Source organism: Frigidibacter sp. MR17.14, from assembly GCF_037095735.1.
Taxonomy (GTDB): Bacteria; Pseudomonadota; Alphaproteobacteria; order Rhodobacterales; family Rhodobacteraceae; genus Frigidibacter.
The window spans coordinates 245,837-268,329 of record NZ_JBAWKD010000003.1 but is presented as its reverse complement, the minus strand read 5'-3'; the positions used below and the strand labels follow the sequence as shown (position 1 = coordinate 268,329).

The 22,493-nt window shown below is 69.5% G+C and carries 24 protein-coding genes; 12 read left to right on the top strand and 12 right to left on the bottom strand.

What is annotated here, in order from left to right; all coding sequences use genetic code 11:
* The first annotated feature begins 187 nt into the window (after positions 1–187).
* The 3 genes from obgE to V8J36_RS09920 all read left to right on the top strand — a co-directional run bounded on the left by obgE (position 188) and on the right by V8J36_RS09920 (position 3,675).
* Positions 188–1,228 (top strand): GTPase ObgE, encoded by a 1,041-nt coding sequence (obgE, locus tag V8J36_RS09930; RefSeq protein WP_336467135.1) that lies wholly within the window; start codon positions 188–190, stop codon positions 1,226–1,228.
* The gene (gene proB / locus V8J36_RS09925; RefSeq protein WP_336467134.1) at positions 1,216–2,346 is read left to right on the top strand and encodes a glutamate 5-kinase; all 1,131 of its coding nucleotides are present in this window, start codon (positions 1,216–1,218) and stop codon (positions 2,344–2,346) included. Before obgE ends, proB begins: the two co-directional genes overlap by 13 nt.
* Positions 2,347–2,409: 63 nt before the next feature.
* On the top strand, positions 2,410–3,675 hold the full coding sequence (locus V8J36_RS09920) for a glutamate-5-semialdehyde dehydrogenase (RefSeq protein ID WP_336467133.1): 1,266 nt from the start codon (positions 2,410–2,412) through the stop codon (positions 3,673–3,675).
* A 24-nt stretch (positions 3,676–3,699) separates the two neighbouring features.
* On the opposite strand, the gene V8J36_RS09915 is transcribed toward V8J36_RS09920, so the two are convergent.
* A complete protein-coding gene (locus V8J36_RS09915) occupies positions 3,700–4,317 on the bottom strand; it encodes a histidine phosphotransferase family protein (protein ID WP_336467132.1) in 618 nt (205 codons plus the stop codon).
* Positions 4,318–4,352: 35 nt separating this feature from the next.
* On the opposite strand from V8J36_RS09915, the gene V8J36_RS09910 reads away from it, so the two are divergent.
* From V8J36_RS09910 to V8J36_RS09900, 3 genes are all read left to right on the top strand, one after another.
* A complete protein-coding gene (locus V8J36_RS09910; protein ID WP_336467131.1) occupies positions 4,353–4,526 on the top strand; it encodes a DUF3553 domain-containing protein in 174 nt (57 codons plus the stop codon).
* Positions 4,527–4,750: 224 nt separating this feature from the next.
* The gene (locus V8J36_RS09905) at positions 4,751–5,599 is read left to right on the top strand and encodes a GNAT family N-acetyltransferase (RefSeq protein ID WP_336467130.1); all 849 of its coding nucleotides are present in this window, start codon (positions 4,751–4,753) and stop codon (positions 5,597–5,599) included.
* Between the two features lies 1 nt (position 5,600).
* Positions 5,601–6,434, top strand: coding sequence for a lysophospholipid acyltransferase family protein (locus V8J36_RS09900; RefSeq protein WP_336467129.1), 834 nt, complete (start codon positions 5,601–5,603; stop codon positions 6,432–6,434).
* A gap of 4 nt (positions 6,435–6,438) precedes the next feature.
* Here the strand turns inward: V8J36_RS09900 and V8J36_RS09895 are convergent, their stop codons facing one another.
* The 4 genes from V8J36_RS09895 to hpt form a co-directional block, all read right to left on the bottom strand.
* The gene (locus V8J36_RS09895; RefSeq protein WP_336467128.1) at positions 6,439–7,452 is read right to left on the bottom strand and encodes a hypothetical protein; all 1,014 of its coding nucleotides are present in this window, start codon (positions 7,450–7,452) and stop codon (positions 6,439–6,441) included.
* A gap of 157 nt (positions 7,453–7,609) precedes the next feature.
* A complete protein-coding gene (locus tag V8J36_RS09890; protein ID WP_336467127.1) occupies positions 7,610–8,518 on the bottom strand; it encodes a c-type cytochrome in 909 nt (302 codons plus the stop codon).
* Between the two features lie 177 nt (positions 8,519–8,695).
* The gene (locus tag V8J36_RS09885) at positions 8,696–8,881 is read right to left on the bottom strand and encodes a hypothetical protein (protein ID WP_336467126.1); all 186 of its coding nucleotides are present in this window, start codon (positions 8,879–8,881) and stop codon (positions 8,696–8,698) included.
* Entirely contained in the window at positions 8,878–9,432 is a 555-nt protein-coding gene (hpt, locus tag V8J36_RS09880) for a hypoxanthine phosphoribosyltransferase (RefSeq protein WP_336467125.1), read from the bottom strand. Before hpt ends, V8J36_RS09885 begins: the two co-directional genes overlap by 4 nt.
* Positions 9,433–9,552: 120 nt before the next feature.
* Between hpt and V8J36_RS09875 the strand changes: the two genes are divergently transcribed.
* Positions 9,553–10,005 carry a type II toxin-antitoxin system RatA family toxin gene (locus V8J36_RS09875; RefSeq protein ID WP_336467124.1) on the top strand — a complete coding sequence of 151 codons (453 nt, stop codon included), beginning with the start codon at positions 9,553–9,555 and terminating at the stop codon, positions 10,003–10,005.
* A 13-nt stretch (positions 10,006–10,018) separates the two neighbouring features.
* Here the strand turns inward: V8J36_RS09875 and V8J36_RS09870 are convergent, their stop codons facing one another.
* Positions 10,019–10,498 (bottom strand): hypothetical protein, encoded by a 480-nt coding sequence (locus tag V8J36_RS09870; protein ID WP_336467123.1) that lies wholly within the window; start codon positions 10,496–10,498, stop codon positions 10,019–10,021.
* A gap of 282 nt (positions 10,499–10,780) precedes the next feature.
* On the opposite strand from V8J36_RS09870, the gene V8J36_RS09865 reads away from it, so the two are divergent.
* The 3 genes from V8J36_RS09865 (at position 10,781) to V8J36_RS09855 (ending at position 14,270) form a co-directional block, all read left to right on the top strand.
* Positions 10,781–12,307, top strand: coding sequence for a class I adenylate-forming enzyme family protein (locus tag V8J36_RS09865; RefSeq protein ID WP_336467122.1), 1,527 nt, complete (start codon positions 10,781–10,783; stop codon positions 12,305–12,307).
* 81 nt (positions 12,308–12,388) lie between these two features.
* A complete protein-coding gene (locus V8J36_RS09860; protein ID WP_336467121.1) occupies positions 12,389–13,036 on the top strand; it encodes a DsbA family oxidoreductase in 648 nt (215 codons plus the stop codon).
* Positions 13,026–14,270, top strand: coding sequence for a multidrug effflux MFS transporter (locus V8J36_RS09855; RefSeq protein WP_336467120.1), 1,245 nt, complete (start codon positions 13,026–13,028; stop codon positions 14,268–14,270). Before V8J36_RS09860 ends, V8J36_RS09855 begins: the two co-directional genes overlap by 11 nt.
* A gap of 74 nt (positions 14,271–14,344) precedes the next feature.
* Here the strand turns inward: V8J36_RS09855 and mfd are convergent, their stop codons facing one another.
* Together mfd and V8J36_RS09845 are read right to left on the bottom strand one after the other, a co-directional pair.
* Complete coding sequence (mfd, locus tag V8J36_RS09850; RefSeq protein ID WP_336467119.1) at positions 14,345–17,857, bottom strand: transcription-repair coupling factor; 3,513 nt, start codon at positions 17,855–17,857, stop codon at positions 14,345–14,347.
* Positions 17,858–17,905: 48 nt separating this feature from the next.
* On the bottom strand, positions 17,906–18,487 hold the full coding sequence (locus tag V8J36_RS09845; protein WP_336467118.1) for a component of SufBCD complex: 582 nt from the start codon (positions 18,485–18,487) through the stop codon (positions 17,906–17,908).
* A gap of 59 nt (positions 18,488–18,546) precedes the next feature.
* Here V8J36_RS09845 and hemB point away from each other — a divergent pair, with 59 nt between their 5' ends.
* Positions 18,547–19,554: a porphobilinogen synthase gene (gene hemB / locus V8J36_RS09840; protein WP_336467117.1), complete on the top strand. Its 1,008-nt coding sequence runs from the start codon at positions 18,547–18,549 to the stop codon at positions 19,552–19,554.
* Between the two features lie 23 nt (positions 19,555–19,577).
* Here hemB and V8J36_RS09835 read toward each other — a convergent pair whose 3' ends face one another.
* The 3 genes from V8J36_RS09835 to V8J36_RS09825 all read right to left on the bottom strand — a co-directional run bounded on the left by V8J36_RS09835 (position 19,578) and on the right by V8J36_RS09825 (position 21,271).
* Positions 19,578–20,246, bottom strand: coding sequence for a hypothetical protein (locus V8J36_RS09835; RefSeq protein ID WP_336467116.1), 669 nt, complete (start codon positions 20,244–20,246; stop codon positions 19,578–19,580).
* A 69-nt stretch (positions 20,247–20,315) separates the two neighbouring features.
* Positions 20,316–20,594 (bottom strand): hypothetical protein, encoded by a 279-nt coding sequence (locus V8J36_RS09830; RefSeq protein WP_336467115.1) that lies wholly within the window; start codon positions 20,592–20,594, stop codon positions 20,316–20,318.
* Complete coding sequence (locus tag V8J36_RS09825) at positions 20,591–21,271, bottom strand: hypothetical protein (RefSeq protein WP_336467114.1); 681 nt, start codon at positions 21,269–21,271, stop codon at positions 20,591–20,593. The genes V8J36_RS09830 and V8J36_RS09825 overlap by 4 nt, the downstream gene beginning before the upstream one ends.
* A gap of 254 nt (positions 21,272–21,525) precedes the next feature.
* Here V8J36_RS09825 and V8J36_RS09820 point away from each other — a divergent pair, with 254 nt between their 5' ends.
* Complete coding sequence (locus V8J36_RS09820; RefSeq protein WP_336467113.1) at positions 21,526–22,092, top strand: YSC84-related protein; 567 nt, start codon at positions 21,526–21,528, stop codon at positions 22,090–22,092.
* A 26-nt stretch (positions 22,093–22,118) separates the two neighbouring features.
* On the opposite strand, the gene V8J36_RS09815 is transcribed toward V8J36_RS09820, so the two are convergent.
* A complete protein-coding gene (locus tag V8J36_RS09815; RefSeq protein WP_336467112.1) occupies positions 22,119–22,436 on the bottom strand; it encodes a hypothetical protein in 318 nt (105 codons plus the stop codon).
* Between the last annotated feature and the right edge of the window lie 57 nt (positions 22,437–22,493).

The following is a 22,493-nucleotide window of genomic DNA, read 5'->3' as shown; positions in this document are numbered from 1 at the left end:
GGGGCTCCCCCCCCCGGGCCCGTTCCGGGCCTCCCCCCGGGATATTTGAACCAGTGCGAAAAGGGGTGGGCCTCGCGCGAGGCTTGAGCCTTGGCGCATTATCCCCTATCGGCTCGCAGGACCGCTCCGATGTGCCCATGGGCGCCGGCGGGGGCGAGCCCCTCAAGCCTAGTCGAAAGTGTCTGCCATGAAGTTCCTCGATCTCTGCAAGGTCTACATCCGGTCGGGCGGCGGCGGGAACGGCTGCGTCAGCTTCCGGCGCGAGAAGTTCATCGAATTCGGCGGGCCCGATGGCGGTGACGGCGGCAATGGCGGCTCGGTCTGGGCCGAGGCGGTCGAGGGGCTGAACACGCTGATCGACTTCCGCTACCAGCAGCATTTCTTCGCCAAGAACGGTACCCCCGGCATGGGACGGCAGATGACCGGCGCCAATGGCGAGGACATCATCCTGAAGGTGCCGGTCGGGACCGAGATCATCGAGCCCGACAGCGACGAGGGCGACGAGGGCACGATCATCGCCGACCTGACCGAGCCCGGGCAGCGCGTGCTGCTGGCCCGCGGCGGCAATGGCGGCTTCGGCAACCTGCATTTCAAGTCCTCGACCAACCGCGCACCGAGCCGCGCCAACCCCGGCCAGCCCGGCATCGACCGCACCATCTGGCTGCGGCTGAAGCTGATCGCCGATGCGGGGCTGCTGGGCCTGCCCAATGCCGGCAAGTCGACCTTCCTTGCCGCCAGTTCGAACGCGCGGCCGAAGATCGCGGATTACCCCTTCACCACGCTGGTGCCGAACCTCGGCGTCGTCGGCGTCGATGGCCGCGAATTCGTCATGGCCGACATCCCCGGCCTGATCGAGGGCGCTTCCGAGGGGCGGGGGCTGGGCGACCGGTTCCTCGGCCATGTCGAGCGCTGCGCGGTGCTGCTGCACCTGATCGACGGCACGTCCGAGCATGTCGCCGAGGATTACCAGACCATCATCGACGAGCTCGAGGCCTATGACGAGGATCTGGCCGGCAAGACCCGGATCACCGCGCTGAACAAGATCGACGCGATCGAGCCCGACGAGCTGAAGAAGAAGCAGAAGGCGCTGGAGAAGGCCTCGGGCGGCAAGGTCTTCCTGATCTCGGCCGCGACCGGCAAGGGCGTGATCGACGTGCTGCGCGCGCTGATGGCCGAGATCGACGCCGACCGGATCACCCCGGTGGAGGCGCAGCCTTGGCAACCCTGACCGCGACCGCGACCCGGCCCGACATCCGCGCGGCGCGCCGGCTGGTCGTCAAGATCGGCTCGGCGCTGCTGGTGGACCGGGCGACGGGGCTGAAGACCGACTGGCTGGTCGCGCTGGCCGAGGACGTGGCCGCGGCGCGGGCGCGGGGGACGGATGTGATCCTTGTCTCCTCGGGCTCGATCGCGCTGGGGCGGATCCTGTTGAACCTGCCCTTCGCGGCGCTGCCTTTGGAGCAGAGCCAGGCCGCGGCGGCCGTGGGCCAGATCCGGCTGGCGCGCGCCTATGAAGAGGTGTTGGCACCCCACAACATCACCGCCGCCCAGGTGCTGATGACGCTTGAGGACACCACCGACCGCCGGCGCTATCTGAACGCGCGGGCGACGATGGAGACGCTGCTGGGCCTTGGCGTGGTGCCGATCGTGAACGAGAACGACACGGTCGCCACCGACGAGATCCGCTTCGGCGACAACGACCGGCTGGCGGCGCAGATCGCGGTGACGGTGGGCGCGGACCAGCTGGTGCTGCTGTCGGATGTCGACGGCTTCTATTCGGCGAACCCGAAGGAAGACCCGACGGCCGTGCGCTTCGAGGTGGTCGAGCACATCACTGCCGAGATCGAGGCGATGGCGGGCGATCCGGTCTCGGGCCTCTCGAAAGGGGGCATGAAGACCAAGCTTCTGGCCGCGCGCACCGCCGTCTCGGGCGGCTGCGCGATGGCGATCATGGAAGGCTCGCCGCTGAAGCCGCTCACGGCGCTGACCGCGGGCGCGAACTGCACCTGGTTCCTGCCCGAGGGCGACCCGCAGGCCGCGCGCAAGCGCTGGATCGCGGCGATGAAGCCCAAGGGCGAGGTGCGCATCGACGCCGGGGCCGTGGCGGCGCTGGCGCAGGGCAAGTCGCTGCTGCCGGCGGGCGTCACCAAGGTCACCGGCAGCTTCGGGCGCGGCGAGCCGGTGGCGGTGCTGGCGCCGACGGGCGAGGTTCTGGCCAAGGGGCTGATCCGCTACACCTCGACCGAGGCGCGGGCCATCGCCGGCCACCGCTCGGGTGAGATCGAGGCGATCCTCGGCTCGCCAGGGCGGGCGGCGCTGATCCACCGCGACGACATGGTGCTGTAGGCGCCATTGCAAGACGGGATGCGAAGGCGCATCTCTGCGACATTCCAGAAGGAGGCAAGGGCCATGAAGGACATGGACAACATCCCCGCCCTGATCGACGATATCGGCCGCCGTGCGCGCGCCGCCGCCGCCGAGCTTGCCTTCGCCCCAACCGAACGCAAGGTCGCGGCGCTGCTGAGCGCGGCCGAGGCCGTCTGGGCCCGCCGGCAGGAAATCTTCGACGCCAATTGCGAGGATCTGGCCTATGCCGAGGCCAAGGGCATCTCGCCCGCGATGATGGACCGGCTGATGCTGAACGATCTGCGTCTGTCGGCGATCGTCGACGGCCTGCGCGCCGTGGCCGAGCAGAAGGACCCGGTCGGCGAGGTCATCGCCGAATGGGACCGACCCTCGGGCCTGCACATCCGCCGCGTGCGCACCCCGATCGGGGTCGTGGGCGTGATCTTCGAAAGCCGGCCGAACGTCACCGTCGACGCAGGCGCGCTCTGCCTGAAATCGGGCAACGCGGTGATCCTGCGTGGCGGCTCGGAAAGCTTCCATTCCTCGACCATCCTGCACGAGTGTCTCGTGACCGGGCTGAAACAGGCGGGCCTGCCCGAGGACGCGATCCAGCTGATCCCGACCCGCGACCGCGAGGCCGTGGCCGAGCTTCTGCGCGCGGTCGAGCATGTCGATGTCATCGTGCCCCGTGGCGGCAAGGGGCTGGTCGGCCTCGTGCAGAAAGAGGCGCGGGTGCCGGTCTTCGCGCATCTCGAGGGCATCTGCCATGTCTATGTCGACAAATGGGCCGATCCCGACATGGCCGAGAAGATCGTCGTCAACGCCAAGACCCGGCGCACCGGGATCTGCGGCGCGGCGGAATGCCTGCTGATCGACTGGAAATACTACACTGAACACGGGCCGCGGCTGATCGAGGCGCTTCTCGAGAAGGGCGTCGAGGTGCGCGCCGATGGCATCCTGTCGAAGATCCCCGGCACGGTTCCGGCGACGGAGGCGGATTTCGGCAAGGAGTTCCTCGACAAGATCATCGCGGTGAAGCTGGTGGACGGCGTGGACGAGGCCATCGCCCATATCCGCAAATATGGCAGCCAGCACACCGAGGCGATCGTGACCCGCGACGACCCGACGGCCGAGCGCTTCTTCACCCGGCTCGATTCGGCGATCCTCTTGCGCAACGCCTCGACCCAGTTCGCCGATGGCGGCGAGTTCGGGATGGGGGCAGAGATCGGCATCGCCACCGGCAAGCTGCATGCGCGCGGTCCCGTGGGGGCCGAGCAGCTGACGACGTTCAAGTACATCGTCGAGGGCAACGGCGCGATCCGGCCGTAACCCCGATCCAAGGCCGGGGGCGGCTCAGAACCGGATCTCGATCCGCCCCTCGCCGATCGAATGGTCGAGCGCGCGGCCCATCAGCCGCGCCTCGAGCGCCAGCAGGCCGAACTGCACCTGCGCTGCCGACAGGGTTTCGACCGCCGACCCCGTCACCTCGGTGTCGAGCAGCGCCCAAAGCGCGGTGTCGATCTTCATCCGCTCGGCCGTGCCGGTGATCGTCCAGTCGCGGCCCGCCTGCGCCAGCGTCACCGTTCCGCCCCAGGGCATCGCGGTTTCAAGGCATTGGAGCGCCAGCAGCGCCAGCTTCACCTCGGCCCGCGTCGCGTCGCGTTCCCCCTGCCAGCGCAAGGCCATCCGCCCGCCCGACGAGATCTCGGCCAGCAGCGCCGCGATCTCGGTCCCGGCGATCCGCTGCGCCGAGCCGGCGCCGAAGGCGAGACGGTAGAATTTCACCTTGGCATTGGCCGCGGCGACGCTTTGCGAGATCAGGTCGATCTCGGCCCCGCCGGCAAGGCCCGCCATCTGCAGCAGCTCCAGCCCGTTGCTGATCGCGCCCAGAGGGCTGATAAGGTCATGGCAGATGCGCGAGCCCAGCAGTGGCAGCAGCCCCTCGGCCGTCAGCGGCACGCGCGCCGTCACTTGCGCCCCCCGGGGCAGAAAGCGGAGAAGGACAGATGAACGCGATCCTCCAGCCCGGAATGCTGGTGCGCAATCCGCGGCAGCCGGACTGGGGCCTGGGTCAGGTCCAGTCCAATATCGGAAACAGGATCACCGTGAACTTCGAACATGCCGGGAAACAGGTCCTGGACGGGGCGGTGGTGGAACTCGAACTGGTACATCAATACTGACCGCTGCGGATGCGCGATGCAACCCTTCCGGGAATTTCTCGCGCCTGTCAAATGCGAAATGCAACTTAAAACACTGATAATTAATACATATTATCAGGTGTGACCAGTGGCGGGCCCGAACAGGAGCGCCGGCGTTGCGGAGGAACTCCCGGGGATGTCCGGGGGAAGGTTGCGCCGGTCGCGCCCTGCGCCTAGAACCCGCGCAGGGGATCGCGGGGGTTTGGATGAGCGGCGGCAAGGCAGAAGCGCGGATCGGGGGGCAAAAGGCCCCGGCTCTGGCCCCGGTGCTCGCGGTGAGGCTGGCCTCGGGCGAGGCCGACCTGCGCGGGGCCGAGCGTCTGCGCTACCGCGTCTTCGTCGAGGAACTCGGTGCCGCCGGGCCGCTTGTCGATCATCAGGGCCGCTTCGAACGCGACGAATTCGACCCGGTCTGCGATCACCTCGTGCTGGTCGATGAAACCCGCGATCCGGCCAGCCACGACCATGTCGTGGGCGCCTACCGCCTGCTGACCGCCGAGAAGGCAGCAGCCTTCGGGCGATTCTACTGCGATGCCGAATACGACCTGTCGGCGTTGCGCGCCTCGGGCCGGCGGCTGCTGGAGCTTGGCCGCTCCTGCGTCGACGTGCAGTTCCGCGGCGGCGCGGCAATGTATCTGCTGTGGAACGCGCTGGCCGACTATGTGCTGGCCCGGCGGATCGAGGTGCTGTTCGGCGTCGCCAGCTTCCACGGCACCGATGTCGAGGCGCTGAAGATGCCGCTGGCCTGGCTGCACCACCACCATCTCGCTCCGCAGGCGCTGCGCGTGCGCTCGCGCGTGCTGCAGCCGATGGATCTGGTGCCCGAGGCCGAGATCGACCGCAAACAGGCGATGCTCGAGATGCCGGCGCTGATCAAGGCCTACCTGCGCCTTGGCGGCTTCGTGGGCGAGGGCGCCTTCGTCGACCACCCGTTCAACACCACCGATGTCTGCCTGCTGATGGACACCGAGGCGATGAGCGCGCGCCACAAGGGCTTCTACACCCGCAAGACCGACCTCGGGGCGGCGGGCGCCGAGACCGGGGCCCGCGACTGAGATGGTGACTTGGCACGACGACCCGCCGCCGCAGCCGCGGGTGGGTCTGCTGGGCTGGCTGCTGGTCGCGGTCCGGGCGCCGCTGCTTCTGGTGCTGAACTTCGGCGGGCTTGCCCTGCTGGTGGCGCTGCGCCAGCCGGAACGGCTGATCTGGGGCCTGCACCGCCCGCTGACGCCCTGGATCACCCAAGGCGTCTGCCGCGGCTCGCTGGCGATCCTCGGGATCCGGCTGCGGATCACCGGCCGGCCGATGCGGCAGCATGGCGCGCTGGTGGCCAACCATGCCGGCTGGCTCGACATCTACACGCTGAACGCCTGCGACCGGATCTACTTCATCTCGAAGGCAGAGGTCGCGCGCTGGCCCGGCATCGGCTGGCTCGCCCGGGCGACGGGCACGCTGTTCATCACCCGCGACCCGCGCGAGGCGCGCGCGCAGCAGGACCTGCTCGAACACCGCCTGCGCGCCGGGCACCGGCTGCTGTTCTTCCCCGAGGGCACCTCGACCGACGGGCGGCGGGTGCTGCCGTTCAAGACGACGCTCTTCGCGGCCTTCTTCCTGGACGGGCTGGCCGAGGAAACCGCGATCCAGCCGTTGTCGGTGGTCTACGCCGCGCCGCGCGGGCAGGATCCGCGCTTTTTGGGCTGGTGGGGCGACATGGACTTCGGCCCGCATCTGCTGAAGCTGATGGCGAACCCGCGCCCCGCTCGGGCCGAGGTGACCTTCCACGCGCCGATCCCGGTCGCCGAGGCGGGCTCTCGCAAGGTGCTGGCCGCGCAGGCCGAGGCCGCGGTGCGTGCGCCGGTGGATCGCGCCACCGGCCCCGCGCCGCGCTAGGGCGTCAGAACTTCCAGCCCATGCTCAGGTCCCAGGTGGCGTCGGTGTCGTCGCCATCCAGCACGCCGCCCTGGACATAGGCGTTCTCCCAGACCGTGTACTCGGCCGAGGCGCCGTAAAGGGTCGAGCCGCGGCCGTCCTGCCGCGTGGCGATGACCGAACCGGTGATCGTCAGCGGCCCGCCGGGGGTCCAGCTGCCGTATCCGGTCCAGCCCGACATGTCGCCGGGGCGCTGCACGTCAGAATAGTAGAGCCCGCCCTGCCAGCCGCCGGCGTCGTATTTCACGCCGGATACGGTGTTTACGCCGGAATTGTCGCGCCGGTCGACATTCTCGGCCCCGGCGCTGAGCGTGAACTGCCCCGCCTTCACGCTGACCGTGCCGTCGATGACGGTGCCGTCGCCCTCGAACTGGTGGACCGAGCCAGAGACCGTCGCCTGCTGGAAGGTGCCGTCATAGCGCAGGCCCCAGGGGGTGTCGCCGGAATGCAGGTAGGTGGTGCCGACGAAGCCGCGGGTCATCACCCCGGTCGCCAGATCGACGCTTTGCGAGCCGCCGAGCGCCGGGATGTCAAGGAAGGTGTCCATCGACGAGCGCGGCACACCGGCCGAGATCACGCCGTTGCCCAGCGCCATCTTGCCCGCGCCGTAGACCGCGATGTCGCCCTCGTCGGACTGGTAGCCCTGGAAGCCCAGTTCCCAGCCGAAGGGGCTGGACGAGGACATAAAGCCGAAGGTCACGTCGCCGTAGGCAAGGCCGCGGTTGTGGTCGCGGGTGGCGAGCCATTCGTATTCGACTCGGCCCTCGATCGTGTAGCCGTTGCCGAAGCTGCTGCCGCCCTGCGATCCGCCGTAGCTGCCCGCGCCGCTGCCGCCCGCGCCGTAACCGCCGCCACCCCCCGCGCCATAGCCGTTCTGCGCGGTATAGCCATAGGTGTATTGCTGCGCGCTCGCGGCGCCGCCGATCAGGCCGGTGGCCAGCGCGCAGGCGCTGAGCGCGCCTTTCCGGAATCGGGTCATGCTCGGGTCCTCATGTCACTGTCCCCGGCCTCTCGGGGGGCCGGTATGGCGGCGACACTATCCCAGCGGGCGGGGAATCGCACCCCGAAATTCCCATCATGTTGATTTTTGTCCCAAGTCTTGGGGGTGTTGCAGGCACCACCCGCGACAGGTCGCGTCACTCGATCGCGGGGACCGTCTTCAGATAGGCGGCCACGGCCAGCCGGTCGGCCTCGGGCAGCTTGGCGAAGTTCGACACCACCTTGGCCATCTCGCCGCCGGCGCTGTCGTAATCCGGGGTGAAGCCGGACGAAAGGTATTCGGCGATCTCCGCCTCGCTCCAGTCGAGCGCGCCGGGGGTGATGTTCGGCACCCCGCCGCGCCCGTCGGGCCCGGGCACGCCCGACAGCCAGCGGTCGCGGTCGAGCCCGCCCAGCGCGTCGCGCGGCGTATGGCACTCGGCGCAATGCCCCAGCGCCTCGGCCAGATAGCGCCCGCGCGCGGCCTCGGGCGGCAGATCGCCCGGCACGGCCCAGCTGTCCTTCAGGTTCAGCATCTTCCAGACCCCCAGCCCTGCGCGGATCGAGAAGGGGAAGCGCACCTCGGACGGCTGGTTCGGCGTGGGATCCGGGGGCAGGGTCATCAGGTATTCGTAGAGGTCGGCGATGTCCTGCGGCGTGGCATGGACATAGCTTGCATAGGGCAGCGCCGGATAGAGGTGCCGCCCCGCGCGGTCGGTGCCCCGCGTCAGCGCCGAGGCGAGGTCGGCCAGCGACCAGTGGCCGATGCCCGCCTCGGGGTCGGGGGTGATGTTCGGGGCGACGAAGGTGCCGAAGTCGCTGGCGAAGCGCTGCCCTCCGGCCAGCACCGGCGCATCGCCCCCCTCTGCGGCGGCGCCCTCCGGCGTGCCCGCCGGCAGGTGGCACGAGGCGCAGCCGGCGGCGTCGAAGACCGCGCGCCCGCGCTCGGGATCGCCGGTCAGCGCGGCATAGTCCGCCGGATCGACCCGGGCCGGGCGGGTGATCCACAGGACCGCACCCCCCGCGAGGATGCCCAGGGCCAAGACCAGCAACAGCGCACGACGCATCCACGACCCTCCGACGCAAGGCTTCCCTGATCCGTGCTTGCCTGACCGGTCCGCCGCCTGCCCAGAGCCTCGGGCGAGACGCGGGCGCGGGCAAGCGGGCAGGGGGTTCGCTCACGCAACCGTGTCATCGCGAAGGGAAATGTCGTCTGCGATGTCCCGGCCGGGGCGGTGCCGGCATCAGGGGCGCGCGGCCGCGCCGGGGCGCAGGCTGCCCTGCCAGCCCTCGGGGACAAGTCCCAGCCGCTCGGCCCCCGCGAGCGCGAGGCACAGCGCGATCACGCCCACCACCAGCCAGACGCGGCTGGCCGGCGGCGGATGCGCCAGCCAGCGGCGCATCCGCAGCAGCCAGACCAGCGGATTCACGGGGTCTCGTCCGGGAAGCGCACCTTGCCGATGAAGGGCAGGTTGCGGTTGCGCTGGGCATAGTCGATGCCGTAGCCGACCACGAATTCGTCGGGGATCTCGAACCCCGTCCAGGTCGCGCGCACCTCGACCTCGCGCCGCGCGGGCTTGTCGAGCAGCGCGCAGACCTCCATCCGCCGCGGCTCGCGGCTTTTCAGCAACCGGATGACATGGGACAGCGTGAAGCCGGTGTCGACGATGTCCTCGACCACCAGCACGTCGCGGCCCGCGATCTCGCCGCGCAGGTCCTTCAGGATCTTCACCTCGCGCGTCGAATGCATCTGGTCGCCATAGGACGAGGCTTCCAGGAAATCGACCTCGACCGGCAGCGACAGCTCGCGCACCAGGTCGGCGATGAAGATGAACGAGCCGCGCAGCAGGCCCACCACCACCAGCTTCTCGGTGCCGGCGAAGGTGCGGTCGATCTCGCGCGCCAGCACCTCGATCCGCGCCGCGATCGCCTTGGCCGAGATCATCTCGTCGATGACATAGGGTCGCTGGATGCCGGCCATGCTGCGCCTTTCGCTTGAACCACGGCGCGGTTTCTACGACACGGGGGCCGGAACGTCCACGCGAGGGGAAGCGTTGGACCGACCTGACCGAAGGACAACCAGGCAGGACAGACCAGCGCGATGCCGAAACACGCCGAGACCCGCAAGCTGCCCTATACCGCGCAGCAGATGTACGACCTGGTGGCGGACGTGCCGCGCTACCCCGAATTCCTGCCCTGGTGTTCCGCGGCCCGCCTGCGCTCGACCACCGCGCGCCCCGATGGCGCGACCGCGATCGAGGCCGACCTCGTGATCTCGTTCAAGGTGTTCCGCGAGAAGTTCGGCAGCCGCGTCGTCCTGTGGCCCGAGGCGCGGAAGATCGACACCGAATATCTCGACGGCCCGTTCAAGTACATGAAGTCGAACTGGGCCTTCCGCGACACCGCGACCGGCTGCGAGGTCGATTTCTTCGTCGATTTCGAATTCAAGAACGCGATCCTGCAGGGGATCATCGGCGTGGTGTTCGGCGAGGCGGTCCGGCGCATGGTGCAGGCCTTCGAGACCCGCGCGGCGAAGCTTTACGGGCCCCGCTGAACGCCACCCCGCGTCAGGTGCACTGGCCCAGATAGCTCTGCTGCGCCGAGTTCAGCATCCCGTCCAGAAGCGCCATTCCCAGCGGGTTGCCCGAGACATCGGGCACCTGGCCCAGCGGCCCGCGCTCGCGCAGCACCTTCATCAGCAGTTCGGGGTGGTACTGGCGCAGCATCGAGCCGAAGACCAGCGAGAAGGCCATGCCCTGCTGCTGGTCCAGCGCCCCCATCGTCGTCACCGTCGGGATCGACAGGCCCGAGATCCGCGAGACCTCGGCCGGGTCGCCATAGCGGTTGGCCTCCATCGCGGCGCCGATGCGCTCGATGTCGTCGGACGACCGGCTGGCGACGGCGGTATGGATCTCTGACAGCGCGCTGCACTGGGCGGGCGAGAAGCTCATCACCTGATCCGCCGGGGGCAGGGTGGCGAACTGCGCCGCGGCAGGCAGCGGCGCCAGCGCGAGTAGCGTCGCGATCCGGACAAGGACAATGCGCATCTATGAAACCCCTTCTTCCCGGGCGCCGTCGGGCGCCAGTGGCCCAGGCATGCCATGCGCGCCCCCCGCCGGACAGGGGCGCGCCATCACATCCCCGTTGCGCGGGCGGGATGCCGCCGGAAGCGGGAAGGTCGGGGGGAGGCGCGGCCTTCCCCGCCGCCGATCGGTCCTCGGACCGATGGCGGACCCATCGGCGGGCCCCCTGCGCTCGGGCGCTCATGCCCGGGGGCGTGCCGCAACGCTCCGCTTGTCTGGCCGCTCCGCGCGGCCTACCACAGGCACATGTCCGCGCCGTCCGTCTTCGCCGAGGGCTCGCCGCCCGAGATCCCCGCCAGCTTCAACCTCGCGGCCCATGTGCTGGCCGCGGGCGAGGCCGTGCCCGACCGCATCGCGCTGCAGATCCTGCGCGCCTCGGGCGCCGAACGCTGGAGCTATGCGCGCCTGATCGCCGCCGTCCGCGGCACCGCGACCGGCCTTCTGGGCGAAGGGCTGCTGCCCGGCGACCGGGTGCTGCTGCGCCTCGAGAACTCGGTCGAGTTTCCGCTGGCCTTCCTCGGCGCCATTGCCGCGGGCCTCGTGCCGGTGCCGACCCCCGCCGGCCTGACCGAGCCCGAGATCACGAAGATCGCGCTGGGTCTGAAGCCCGCCGCGGTGATCGCGGGCGAGGGCGTGTCGCTGCCCCGCGACTGCCCGGCCCGGGTGATCCCTGCCGGGCGGCTGAAGGGATGGGAGGCGCTGCCCCCCGCGCCCTGGCACCTCGGGCCGGCCGAGCGGCCGGGCTACATCATCTATACCTCGGGCACCTCGGGGCAGGCGCGGGGGGTCGTGCATGCCCATCGCGCGATCCTGGCGCGGGCGATGATGCATCAGGGCTGGTACGGGCTGACCGCGACCGACCGGCTGCTGCACGCGGGCGCCTTCAACTGGACCTATACGCTGGGGACCGGGCTGATGGACCCCTGGACGCTGGGCGCGACCGCGCTGATCCCGGCGCCGGGCACGCGACCCGAACAGCTGGCGCTGTTCCTGAAGCGCTTCGACGCGACGCTGTTCGCCGCGGCGCCCGGCGTCTTCCGCCAGCTGCTGCGCGCGACGCCCGCGCTGAGCCTCCCGAAGCTGCGCCACGGCCTGTCGGCGGGCGAGAAGCTGCCCGAGACCACCCGCGCCGCCTGGGAAGCGGCGACCGGCACCGCGATCCACGAGGCGCTCGGCATGTCCGAGATCTCGACCTTCGTCTCAGCCGCGCCGCATCGCCCGGCCGACGGGGCCGCGACCGGCTGGCCGCAGCCCGGCCGCCACGTCGCGGTGCTGGGCCCCGACCACCGCCCGGTACCGCGGGGCGAGCCCGGCAACCTCGCCGTCCACCGCGCCGATCCGGGGCTGTTCCTCGGCTATCTCGATGCGCCCGAGGACACCGCGGCGCGCTTCGCGGATGACTGGTACCTGACCGGCGACACCGTCAGCATGGCCGAGGACGGCGCGATCACCTACCTTGGCCGCGACGACGACATGATGAACGCGGGCGGCTTCCGGGTCAGCCCGCTCGAGGTCGAGGCGGCGCTGGCCCGCCACCCCGCGCTGGCCGAGGTCGCCTGTGCCGAGGTGCCGGTGAAAGAGGGCGCGAGCGTCATCGCCGCCTTCTATGTCGCCCGCGCAGCGGTGACCGAAGACGAGCTCTGCGCCCATGCACAGGCCTCTCTCGCACGCTACAAGCAGCCAAGGCTCTGGATCGCGGTTGACGCGCTGCCCAAAAACGCCAATGGCAAGGCGAACCGACGCGCGCTGCGACAGAGCTGGCGCGCGCCCTGATCCCGCCCGCAGATCCGCGGACGGGAGCCGCTTTCGGAAAGACCCCATGACCCGTCCCCAGATCCGTTCCGCGTGCCGCCCATGATCCGTCTCGACATCATCGCCGATTTCGCCTGCCCGTGGTGCTACCTCGGCAAGGCGATGCTTGACCGCGCGCTGGAAGCACGCCCCGCGCATCCGTTGCTGCTGGCCTGGCATCCCTACCAGCTCGACCCCGGCCTGCCGCCCGAGGGCATGGACCGGGTCGAGTACATGAAGGCCCGCTTCGGCAGCGTCGACGCGATCCTGAAGGTGCACGAGCCGCTGCTGGAGCACGCCGCCGCCGCCGGGGTCGAGCTGAACCTGCCCGCGATCGAGCGCACGCCGAACACGCTGAACGCCCACCGGCTGACCCATTGGGCCGGGATCGAGGGGCGGCAGGCGGCCGTCGTCTCGGCGCTCTACCGTGCCTATTGGCGCGAGGGCCGCGACATCGGCGACAGCGCCACGCTGACCGGGATCGCCGGCGCCGCCGGCATGGACGGCGACATGGTCGCGCGGCTTCTGGACAGCGATGCCGACCGCGAGGGCGTGACCGCCCGCATCCGCCATGCCGCCGAGCGCGGCGTGCGCTCGGTTCCCACCTTCATCGTCGCCGACACCCATGCCATCTCGGGCGCGCAGCCGCCCGAGCTGTGGACCGAGGTGATCGACGAGCTTCTTGCCAAGGACCAGCCCGATGCCGAGTGACATGAGCCACCCCGCCGTCGGTGCAGGCCCGGTGAAGCGCCTGCCGCTGCCCGAGTTCATCGGACTGCTGGCGATGCTCTTCGCGACCATCGCCTTCTCGATCGATTCGATGCTGCCCTCGTTCCCGAAGATCGCGCAGGACCTCTCGCCGCAGGACCCGAACCGGGTGCAGCTGGTGATCACCATCTTCATGCTGGGCATGGGGCTGGGCACGCTGTTCGCCGGCCCGATCTCGGACGCGATCGGGCGCAAGGTGACGATCACCGGCGGCATCGCGATCTACATCATCGCCGCCCTGACCGCCTGGCGCGCCGAAAGCCTCGAGATGCTGCTGGCCGCGCGGTTCCTGCAGGGCATCGGCGCCTCGGGCCCGCGGATCGTCGCCGTGGCGCTGGTGCGCGACCTCTACCAGGGGCGCGAAATGGCGCGGGTCACCTCGCTGGTGATGATGATCTTCATCCTGGTGCCGGCGGTCGCGCCCTCGCTGGGGGCGGCGATCATGGCCTTCACCGGCTGGCGCGGGATCTTCCTCGCCTTCGTGATCTTCGCGCTGTGCAGCGCCACCTGGCTGAACCTGCGTCAGGCCGAGACGCTGGAGCCTGCCCGCCGCCGGCCGCTGAACCTGCGCGGCCTTGTCGCGGGGGCCCGCGAGGTGCTGGGCGACCGCGAGGTGCGGATCTACACGCTGACCCTGACGCTGGGCCAAGCGCAGATGTTCGCGACCATCTCTTCGGCGCAGCAGCTCTTCGACACGACCTATCACCGGGCGGCGAGCTTCCCGCTGTGGTTCGCGGGCATGGCGCTGCTGGCGGGCGTCGGCTCGATGCTGAACGCGCGCTTCGTGGTGCGGCTGGGGATGCGGCGGATCGTGATCTGGGCCTATGCGATGCAGACCGTGGTCTCGGCCGCGATGGTGGCGCTGACCTTATCGGGCGCGCTGGCGGGGACCGAGGCCGGTATCGGCTTTGCGGTGTTCTTCTTCTGGATGACCTCGCTCTTCTTCATGATCGGGGTCACCTTCGGCAACCTCAATGCGCTGGCGCTGCAGAAGATGGGGCATCTGGCGGGGATGGCGGCCTCGGTCGTGGGCTGCATCTCGACCGTCTGCGCGGTGGTGCTGGCGGTGCCGGTGGGGCTGGCCTTCGACGGCACCGACCGACCGCTGGTGCTGGCGACGCTGGCCTGCTCGGGCATCGCGCTGCTGCTGATGCGGCGGACCCGGGTCAGCGGCTGAAAACAGTCAAACAGGTCGGGGGGTGGCGCGGCCGCCCCCCGCGCTCCCCTGCGGTCTGGTGCGACTGACCGAGCTTAGCGCTTGGCCTTGACCGGCGGCGCGGGGCGCGAGACGGCCTTGGCGGGCGCCGGGGCCGGTGCGGGGGACTTGGCCTCGATCAGCTTTTCGGCGAGCGCCTTGGCGATCGCGAAGGCGCCCTTGATCCGGTCGGCCTCGGACTTCCAGTCGCGGGCGAGCACGATCTTGTTGTCCTTGATCTTCGCCGCGCCCTTTTCGGCATGGACGAATTCCACCAGCCCGGCGGGGGCGGCGAACTTGTCGTTGTGGAACTGCACCGTCGCGCCCTTCGGCCCGGCGTCGAGCTTGGCGATCCCGGCGCGCTTGCACATCGCCTTGATCCGGATCACCAGCATCAGCGTGTTCACCTCGCGCGGCAGCTCGCCGAACCGGTCGATCAGTTCCGCCGCGAAGCCCTCGAGCTCGACCTTCGTCGTCAGGTGGCTGAGCCGGCGGTAGAGGCCGAGGCGGACGTCCAGATCGGGCACGTACTCCTCGGGGATCAGCACCGGCACGCCGAGGTTGATCTGCGGCGCCCACTGGCCGTCATCCTCGGGCGCGGTGCCGAAATCGCCGGCCTTCAGCCGCGCGATCGTCTCTTCCAGCATCGCCTGATACAGCTCGTAGCCGACCTCGCGGATATGGCCCGATTGTTCCTCGCCCAGAAGATTGCCGGCGCCGCGCAGGTCGAGATCCTGGCTCGCCAGATTGAAGCCCGCGCCGAGGCTGTCGAGGCTGCCCAGAAGCCGCAGCCGCTTGGTGGCCGAGGGCGTCAACGGCGCGCGCGGCTTGGTCGTCAGGTAGCAATAGGCGCGGGTCTTGGCGCGCCCCACGCGCCCGCGGATCTGGTAGAGCTGGGAAAGCCCGAACATGTCCGCCCGGTGCACGATCATCGTGTTGGCGGTCGGGATGTCGAGACCCGATTCGACGATCGTCGTCGCCAGCAGCACGTCGTAGCGCCCGTCGTAGAAGGCGTTCATCCGGTCGTCGAGATCGCCGGCCGCCATCTGGCCATGCGCGGTGACGAAGCTGATCTCTGGCACCTGCTCGGCCAGGAACTTCTCGATGTCGGGCAGGTCGGCGACCCGCGGCACGACATAGAAGGACTGCCCGCCGCGATAATGCTCGCGCAGGAGCGCCTCGCGGATCGTGACCGCGTCGAACTCGCTGACATAGGTGCGGATCGCCAGCCGGTCGACCGGCGGGGTGCCGATGATCGACAGGTCCCGCACGCCGGTCAGCGACAGCTGCAGCGTGCGCGGGATCGGCGTCGCGGTCAGGGTCAGGACGTGGATTTCCGACCGCATCTCCTTCAGCCGTTCCTTGTGCTGAACGCCGAAATGCTGCTCTTCGTCGATCACCAGCAGCCCGAGGTTGCGGAACCGCACCCCCTTGGCCAGCACCGCATGGGTGCCGATCACCACGTCGACCGTGCCCTCGGCCAGACCGTCGCGCGTCGCCTGCGCTTCTTTGGCCGAGACGAAGCGCGACAGTGGCTTCACGTTCAGCGCGGTGCCGCGGAAGCGTTCGGCGAAGGTGCGGTAATGCTGGCGCGCCAGCAGCGTCGTCGGCGCGATCACCGCGACCTGCACGCCCGACATCGCCGCGATGAAGGCCGCGCGCATCGCGACCTCGGTCTTGCCGAAGCCCACGTCGCCCACCACCAGCCGGTCCATCGGCGTGCCGCGTTCCAGATCCTCGATCACGTCGCCGATCGCCGACAGCTGGTCGTCGGTCTCCTGATAGGGGAACTTCGCGCAGAAGGCCTCCCAGTCGTGGCCGGGGGCCTCCATGATCGGGGCGGTGCGCAGGTGACGCTCGGCCGCGACGCGCATGAGCCGTTCCGCGATCTGGCGGATCCGCTCCTTCAGCGCGGCCTTCTTCGCCTGCCAGGCGCCGCCGCCAAGCTTGTCGAGGATGCCTTCCTCATGCCCGTAGCGGCTGAGCAGTTCGATGTTCACCACCGGCAGGAACAGCCGGTCGCCGCCCTGGTATTCCAGCGAGACGCATTCGATTGTCGCCCCGGTGACGGTAAGCGTTTCCAGACCCTTGTAGCGCCCGACGCCATGTTCGACATGCACGACCAGATCGCCCGGCGAAAGCGATTGAGCTTCGGTCAGGAAGTCCTTGGCTTTCTTCGATTTCCGCGAAGGCCGGATCAGCCGTTCGCCCAGAACGTCCTGTTCCGAGATGACGGTCAGCCCCTCGCTTTCGAAGCCGCTTTCCAGCGGCCAGACGGCGAGGTGAAGTTTCTTCGCCTTTTCAGAGACATCGCGGATGTCCCTGATGGCTTCGGTGCCTGCGGTGCCCTCGTCCTCCAGCAGCCCCTTCAACCGCTCGCGCGCGCCTTCCGACCACGAGGCGATGATGACGTTGCCGTCCTTCAGCTTCGCCTTCACATGATCCGACAAGGCCGCAAAAAGGCTCAGGTTTTCCACCTGACGCTCGGGGGCGAAATTGCGCCCGATCCGGCCCCCGGCATCCAGCGCGTTGTAGCCCGTCGGCTGCGGCAGCACCGACAGCTGGATCCGCCGCACCCCGCCCAGCGCCGCCTCCCAGGCGGCATCGTCGAGATAGAGCAGCTCCGGCGGGCAGGGCTTGTAGACCGCATCGACCCGGTCGCGGCGCTTCAACGCCTCGCGGCGGTTCTCGTACTGGTCCGCGACCTGCGTCCAGCGCTCGGAGCGCAGCGCCTCGACGCCGTCGTCCAGCATCACCGTGGCGCCCGGCAGATAGTCGAACAGCGTTTCCAGCCGGTCGTGGAAGAACGGCAGCCAATGCTCCATGCCGGCGTGCTTGCGCCCGGCGCTGACCGCTTCATACAGCGGGTCGTCGGTGCCGGCCGCGCCGAACTCGATGCGGTAGTTCTGCCGGAAGCGGGTGATCGACGGCTCGTCGAGGATCACCTCGGACACCGGTGCGAAATCGACGCGGGTTAGCTTTTCGACCGTGCGCTGGGTTTCGGTGTCGAAGAGCCGCGCGCCGTCCAGCACGTCGCCCCACAGATCCAGCCGCACCGGCCCCGGCATCCCCGGCGCGAAGACGTCGATGATGCCGCCGCGCACCGCGTAATCGCCGGGCTCGGCCACCGTGGCGGTCTGCGAAAAGCCCATCCGCACCAGCCAGTCGCGCAGTTTGCCTTCGTCCAGCGCGCCGCCGACCCGGGCCGAGAACGAGGCCCCGGCGATCACCTCGCGCGCCGGCAGGCGCTGCGAGACGGCGTTGAGCGTGGTGAGCAGGATCACCGGCGCGGGCAGCCCCGCCGCCAGTCCCGCCAGCACCGCCATCCGGCGCGAGGCGACCTCGGGGTTCGGCGACATCCGGTCGAAGGGCAGACAGTCCCAGGCCGGCAGGCGCAGCACCGGCGCCTCGGGCGCCATGAAGGCGAGCGAGGCGCGCATTGCCTCCATCCGCCGTTCGTCGCGGGCGACATGGATCACCGGGGCCCCGCGCGCGAGTTCGCGGGCGAGGAGGCGGGCGTCGAAGCCCTCGGGCGCGCCCGAAAGCAGGATCTTCGTAGCGTCGGTCATGGCGATGAAGTCAGCCCTGCCGCGGGCTTTGTCAACTGTCCGGAACGATCAGAGAACGCGAACGCTCATGTTCTGCAGCATCCCCCACATCGCGGTGACGAACAGCGCGATGACGCCGACCAGCTGGATCGTCATGCGGTGCATCGCCAGCCGGCGCCACAGCAGCGGCGGCGAGGGACGCTCGCGTTCCAGCCGCTGGGCGGCGCGCAGCCGCAGGAAGCCCACCAGCGCCATCGGCGCCGCGATCAGGAACACCGCCTGCCCGAACTGGAGCCCGTAGTAGAAGCCCAGGATTCCCAGCGTGCTCAGCACCGCCGCGACCCCGGCCACAAGGATCACGCCCGCGGTGCGGTGGATGTAGAGGATCCGGTTCACGGTGATGCCCAGCATCGCCAGCGCGTCGGTCTCGGCCTCGCCACCCTTGCGGCGGGCGCGGGTGATCATGTCCCAGGGCACGCCCAGAACGTTGTGCGAGGTCCGGCTCCAGGTGACGGCGAGCGCGATCCAGTACCAGAGGTTCGAGAATGATCGCATGTCGATCACCTCGTATATCGTGTCGATGATGCCCACGCGGCCCCCGGCTTGCCCGCCGCGGCCGCTGGTCGCGGTCCGGCCGGGCGACTTCCACATCCCAGTAGTTCCGTGTAACCGCTTGATCCAAGCGCGCCAAGAGCCAGTGAGGTGACCCGATGTCCCGATCCGTTCCCCCGATCGTCCCCGCCTATCCCGCAGGCAGGCCGCGGCGGATGCGCCGGACGGCACCGCTGCGGGCGATGATGGCGGAAAGCGTGCTGACCGCCGCCGACCTGATCTGGCCGATCTTCGTGACCGACGTGGCCGGGGCGGATGTCGAGATCGCCTCGATGCCCGGGGTGCGGCGGCTGACGATCGAGGGCGCGGTGCGCGCCGCCGAAGAGGCCGCGACGCTGGGGATCCCGGCGGTCTGCCTGTTCCCCTTCACCGATCCCGCGCTGCGCACCGAGGGCGGCGAGGTGGCCTGGAGCCCCGAGAACATCACCAACCGCGCGATCCGGGCGATCAAGGCCGCGGTGCCCGAGGTGATGGTGATGACCGACATCGCGCTCGATCCCTACAACATCAACGGCCATGACGGGCTGGTGCGCGACGGCATCATCCTGAACGACGAGACGGTCGAGGCGCTGGTGCGCATGGCGATGGCGCAGGCCGAGGCCGGGGCCGACATCCTGGGGCCCTCGGACATGATGGACGGCCGCGTCGGCGCGATCCGCGCCGCGACCGAGGCGGGCGGGTTCAGGGACGTGACGATCCTGAGCTATGCCGCGAAATTCGCCTCGGGCTTCTATGGGCCGTTCCGCGACGCGGTGGGCGCCTCGGGGCGGCTGGTGGGCGACAAGAAGACTTACCAGATCGACCCGGCCAACACCGACGAGGCGCTGCGCGCCGTGGCCCGCGATCTGGCCGAGGGCGCGGATATGGTGATGGTCAAGCCGGGCATGCCCTATCTGGACATCTGCCGGCAGGTGAAGGACGGCTTCCGGGTGCCGGTCTTCGCCTATCAGGTCTCGGGCGAATACGCGATGATCGAGGGCGCGGTGCGCAACGGCTGGCTGGGCGAAAAGGTGATCGCGGAAAGCCTGCTGTGCTTCAAGCGCGCCGGCTGCGACGGGGTGCTGACCTATTACGCCCCCCGAATCGCCGCGGCCCTGAAGGGCTGAGCCGCCCGCGCGGGCGGCGAGGATCAGGCGGCGAGGGTCAGGAGCGGCGCCTGCCGTTCTTCCGCCAGCTCTCGGATGTAGTCGGGCCCCGCGATCCCGCGCGCGCGCAGCACCTGCGCCAGTTCTCCCTGAGAGGCGACGGCGGTGACGCTCTCGCGCAGCCCGGTGACGAAGGTTCCGGCCTGCGCCATTGCGGCCCGGCGTGCAGCCTCTTGCGCCTGCCAGTCCGCGGCGCCGGCCGCATGGAGACGGGCGATGGCATCGGGCGAAAGCGAGGCGCTGAGATCGAGGAAGGCACCGGCGCGGCGACGCGCCAGCTCTTCCGCGGCGGCCAGCTCGTCGATCGAGAACAGGGCGCGCAGCCCGGCCTCGTGGCACAGGCGGATCGCCGCGGCGAGCGTCCAGAGCGCATCGAGCGCCTGAAGATCGATCGGGGCACGGTGCAGGGTCTCGACCGTGTCGGCGAAGCCCTCCGACAGATGGGTGGCGGCGCGCGCCAGATCCTTCTCCGCGGCTTCGGCGGTCGCGACCTTGCTGGTCCGGGTGCCGAGCGTATCCACCGCCTCGAGATTGTGGCGGATGTCGCTGAAGATCTTGCGGCGCTCGTCGGCGCGCCGGTCGGCTGTGATCGCCTCGATCCGCGCGCCCAGCGTGTCGAGCCGGCTCTGGATGTCCTTCAGCCGCTTCAGCATCACCGCGAAGCCTGCGACCGAAACGCCCAGCCCGATCCCCGAAACCGCCAGCGTGCCGATCTGCAGGTTCTACAAGAGACCCAGCGAGGCCTGCACCTCGGCCAGCCGGTTCTTGATCTGCTGGTTCTGGATGACCGAGACGATCGACAAAGGGTTCAGACCATTCGAAAGGGTGGACGTGACGCCCTGCAGGGCGCTCGACAGCAGCTTTTCCGCAAGTCCGGTTTCCTGCAGGAAGGCTACGCCGCGGCCGGTCGCGACGTCGCGGACGACCGAGCCGGTGACCTCGTAAAGCCCCGAGGCCACGCCCTCTGCAACTTTCTGCGGCACTTCCCTGAGAAAGATCATGCGTCGGCTCCTGTCATCCGCTTTTCGCCCGCCGCGAGGATCGCGGCCTGAATGTCGCTGAGCACGCATCGCGCGCCGATGGGCCCGTGCAGTCCGAAGACCTGGCGTTCCGCCTCGCTGTGAAGGGCGGCGCGCAGCCGGTCTCGCGCCCATGTCTGGCTGCGGTCGAGGACGCCGGCACCCAGCAGGCTGGCCACGCCGATCACCACGGCGCCGGCCGCGAACAACGGCCAGCTGATCGTCGCGGTGGCCCAGAAGGCCAGAACGCTGGTCGAGACCGTTGCGAAGGAGACCACCGTCGGAATCGCGGCGATCGAGGCCGCGATCAGGGACAGACCCGCGACGGCCGGTGCCGCCGAGGCCACCTGCGACCAGACCGTGGGATCCAGCGCCAGATCGCCCGGTAGCTCGTTCATGTACTGCTCGAGCGTCGTGCTTGCACGGGTGTTCGCAATCCCGAGCTGCTCCGCCCCCCAAGCGGTCAGAGCCTCGGCGACGGAACGCTTCAGCGCGGCGCCCGGCGTGACGAGATCGAGCGTTGGTGCAGCGTCCGCAATGTCCGAAAGTCTGGCCAGCAGACCGGGGAACGCATCCGACAGCTGGTCGGAGATCGCCGCAAACTGGCCATCGCGCCAGGCGAGGAATTCCATGCGTGCGGCAAGCGACGAGAACTGCACTTCCGAAACCCGAACAAGATCAATGCTTCCCTGCTATCCCGGCGGAATTTCGCCGCATAGGCCCATGCTTGTCTGTCGCCGGTGATGCCCTGCGCAGCGTGTCCGCCGGGGCACAGCAGGGGGCTGCCGGTCATAGCCCCGCCCAGCCCCTCGTGAATGGACAAGGTCCGGCTCTTCCCCTAGGATTTGTGGCCAGAGGCCGCCAAGGCCCAATCAGTGAGGTACGCCCCGCGGGGCACGAGCAAGGGATCCGGATGATGATCGAACGGAGCATGTCGCGGCGCGGGCTGGTGCTGGGCGGGGGCGCGCTGCTGGGGCTGGCGGCCTGCGGAAACGGCGTCGGCGGCGGACGTGGTGCGCAGCTCGACGCGCGGGTCGATGCGACGCGCGACTACCTGCGCTCGCGCTATCCGGGCACCGCGGACCTGATGAGCCGCGCCTCTGGCATCCTCTACATGCCGCTGATGACCGAGGCCGGTCTGGGCTTCGGCGGCGCCTACGGGCAGGGCGCGCTTCGGATCAACGACGTGACGGTCGATTACTACTCGGCCACGCAGGCCAGCTTCGGTCTGCAGATCGGCGCGCAGCAATATGCCCATGCGCTGTTCTTCATGACCCCCGACGCGCTGGCCCAGTTCCGCCAGAGCCCCGGCTGGGTCGCCGGCGCCGACGCCAAATACGCGACGCCCGAACAGGGCAACTCGCTGGGCGCCGACACCACCACCACGATGACCCCGGTCATCGCCATGGTCTTCGGACAGGCCGGGCTGATCGCCGGCGCCACCGTCGAAGGCACGAAATACACCCGGATCATCCCCTGAGGACGATCCGGGGGCTCACGCGCGGCCTACTTGTCGTCGCCGAAGCGCTCGTCGTCGTCGTAGACATCCTCGCCATCCGGCAGGTACTTGCTGGAATTGGCGATCGAATGGTCGTCGTGGCGCGGGTCCATGACCACGTCGGACGGCAGTTCGCCCGACATCCATTCGCGGATTTCCTGCGCCGCCTCCGAGGTTTCCTGCCCGGTCAGCTCGGCGATATAGGCCACGAAGGCGCGCTGGTCGCCGTCGATGTCCTCAAGCTCGGCCTCGTCCGCATCGGGCCAGCGGTCGGTGATCGCGTCGAAGAACGCGGCCCAGTTCTCGCTCACATGTTGCCATTTCATCTCGGGCGCCCTCCATGCTCTGCCTCGTTGCCGGACAACGGCAAGCGCGGCGGCGGG

Bases quoted from the DNA above. Each gene is read 5' to 3' on its own strand.
- V8J36_RS09895 (WP_336467128.1), bottom strand. From the start codon at position 7,452: ATGACCCGATTCCGGAAAGGCGCGCTCAGCGCCTGCGCGCTGGCCACC.
- V8J36_RS09830 (WP_336467115.1), bottom strand. From the start codon at position 20,594: ATGATCTTTCTCAGGGAAGTGCCGCAGAAAGTTGCAGAGGGCGTGGCC.
- hemB (WP_336467117.1), top strand. From the start codon at position 18,547: ATGTCCCGATCCGTTCCCCCGATCGTCCCCGCCTATCCCGCAGGCAGG.
- mfd (WP_336467119.1), bottom strand. From the start codon at position 17,857: ATGACCGACGCTACGAAGATCCTGCTTTCGGGCGCGCCCGAGGGCTTC.
- V8J36_RS09910 (WP_336467131.1), top strand. From the start codon at position 4,353: ATGAACGCGATCCTCCAGCCCGGAATGCTGGTGCGCAATCCGCGGCAG.
- V8J36_RS09920 (WP_336467133.1), top strand. From the start codon at position 2,410: ATGAAGGACATGGACAACATCCCCGCCCTGATCGACGATATCGGCCGC.
- V8J36_RS09815 (WP_336467112.1), bottom strand. From the start codon at position 22,436: ATGAAATGGCAACATGTGAGCGAGAACTGGGCCGCGTTCTTCGACGCG.
- V8J36_RS09855 (WP_336467120.1), top strand. From the start codon at position 13,026: ATGCCGAGTGACATGAGCCACCCCGCCGTCGGTGCAGGCCCGGTGAAG.
- V8J36_RS09845 (WP_336467118.1), bottom strand. From the start codon at position 18,487: ATGTGGAAGTCGCCCGGCCGGACCGCGACCAGCGGCCGCGGCGGGCAA.
- obgE (WP_336467135.1), top strand. From the start codon at position 188: ATGAAGTTCCTCGATCTCTGCAAGGTCTACATCCGGTCGGGCGGCGGC.
- V8J36_RS09890 (WP_336467127.1), bottom strand. From the start codon at position 8,518: ATGCGTCGTGCGCTGTTGCTGGTCTTGGCCCTGGGCATCCTCGCGGGG.
- V8J36_RS09865 (WP_336467122.1), top strand. From the start codon at position 10,781: ATGTCCGCGCCGTCCGTCTTCGCCGAGGGCTCGCCGCCCGAGATCCCC.
- V8J36_RS09820 (WP_336467113.1), top strand. From the start codon at position 21,526: ATGATGATCGAACGGAGCATGTCGCGGCGCGGGCTGGTGCTGGGCGGG.
- V8J36_RS09835 (WP_336467116.1), bottom strand. From the start codon at position 20,246: ATGCTGAAGCGGCTGAAGGACATCCAGAGCCGGCTCGACACGCTGGGC.
- V8J36_RS09875 (WP_336467124.1), top strand. From the start codon at position 9,553: ATGCCGAAACACGCCGAGACCCGCAAGCTGCCCTATACCGCGCAGCAG.
- V8J36_RS09870 (WP_336467123.1), bottom strand. From the start codon at position 10,498: ATGCGCATTGTCCTTGTCCGGATCGCGACGCTACTCGCGCTGGCGCCG.
- V8J36_RS09860 (WP_336467121.1), top strand. From the start codon at position 12,389: ATGATCCGTCTCGACATCATCGCCGATTTCGCCTGCCCGTGGTGCTAC.
- V8J36_RS09900 (WP_336467129.1), top strand. From the start codon at position 5,601: ATGGTGACTTGGCACGACGACCCGCCGCCGCAGCCGCGGGTGGGTCTG.
- V8J36_RS09905 (WP_336467130.1), top strand. From the start codon at position 4,751: ATGAGCGGCGGCAAGGCAGAAGCGCGGATCGGGGGGCAAAAGGCCCCG.
- hpt (WP_336467125.1), bottom strand. From the start codon at position 9,432: ATGGCCGGCATCCAGCGACCCTATGTCATCGACGAGATGATCTCGGCC.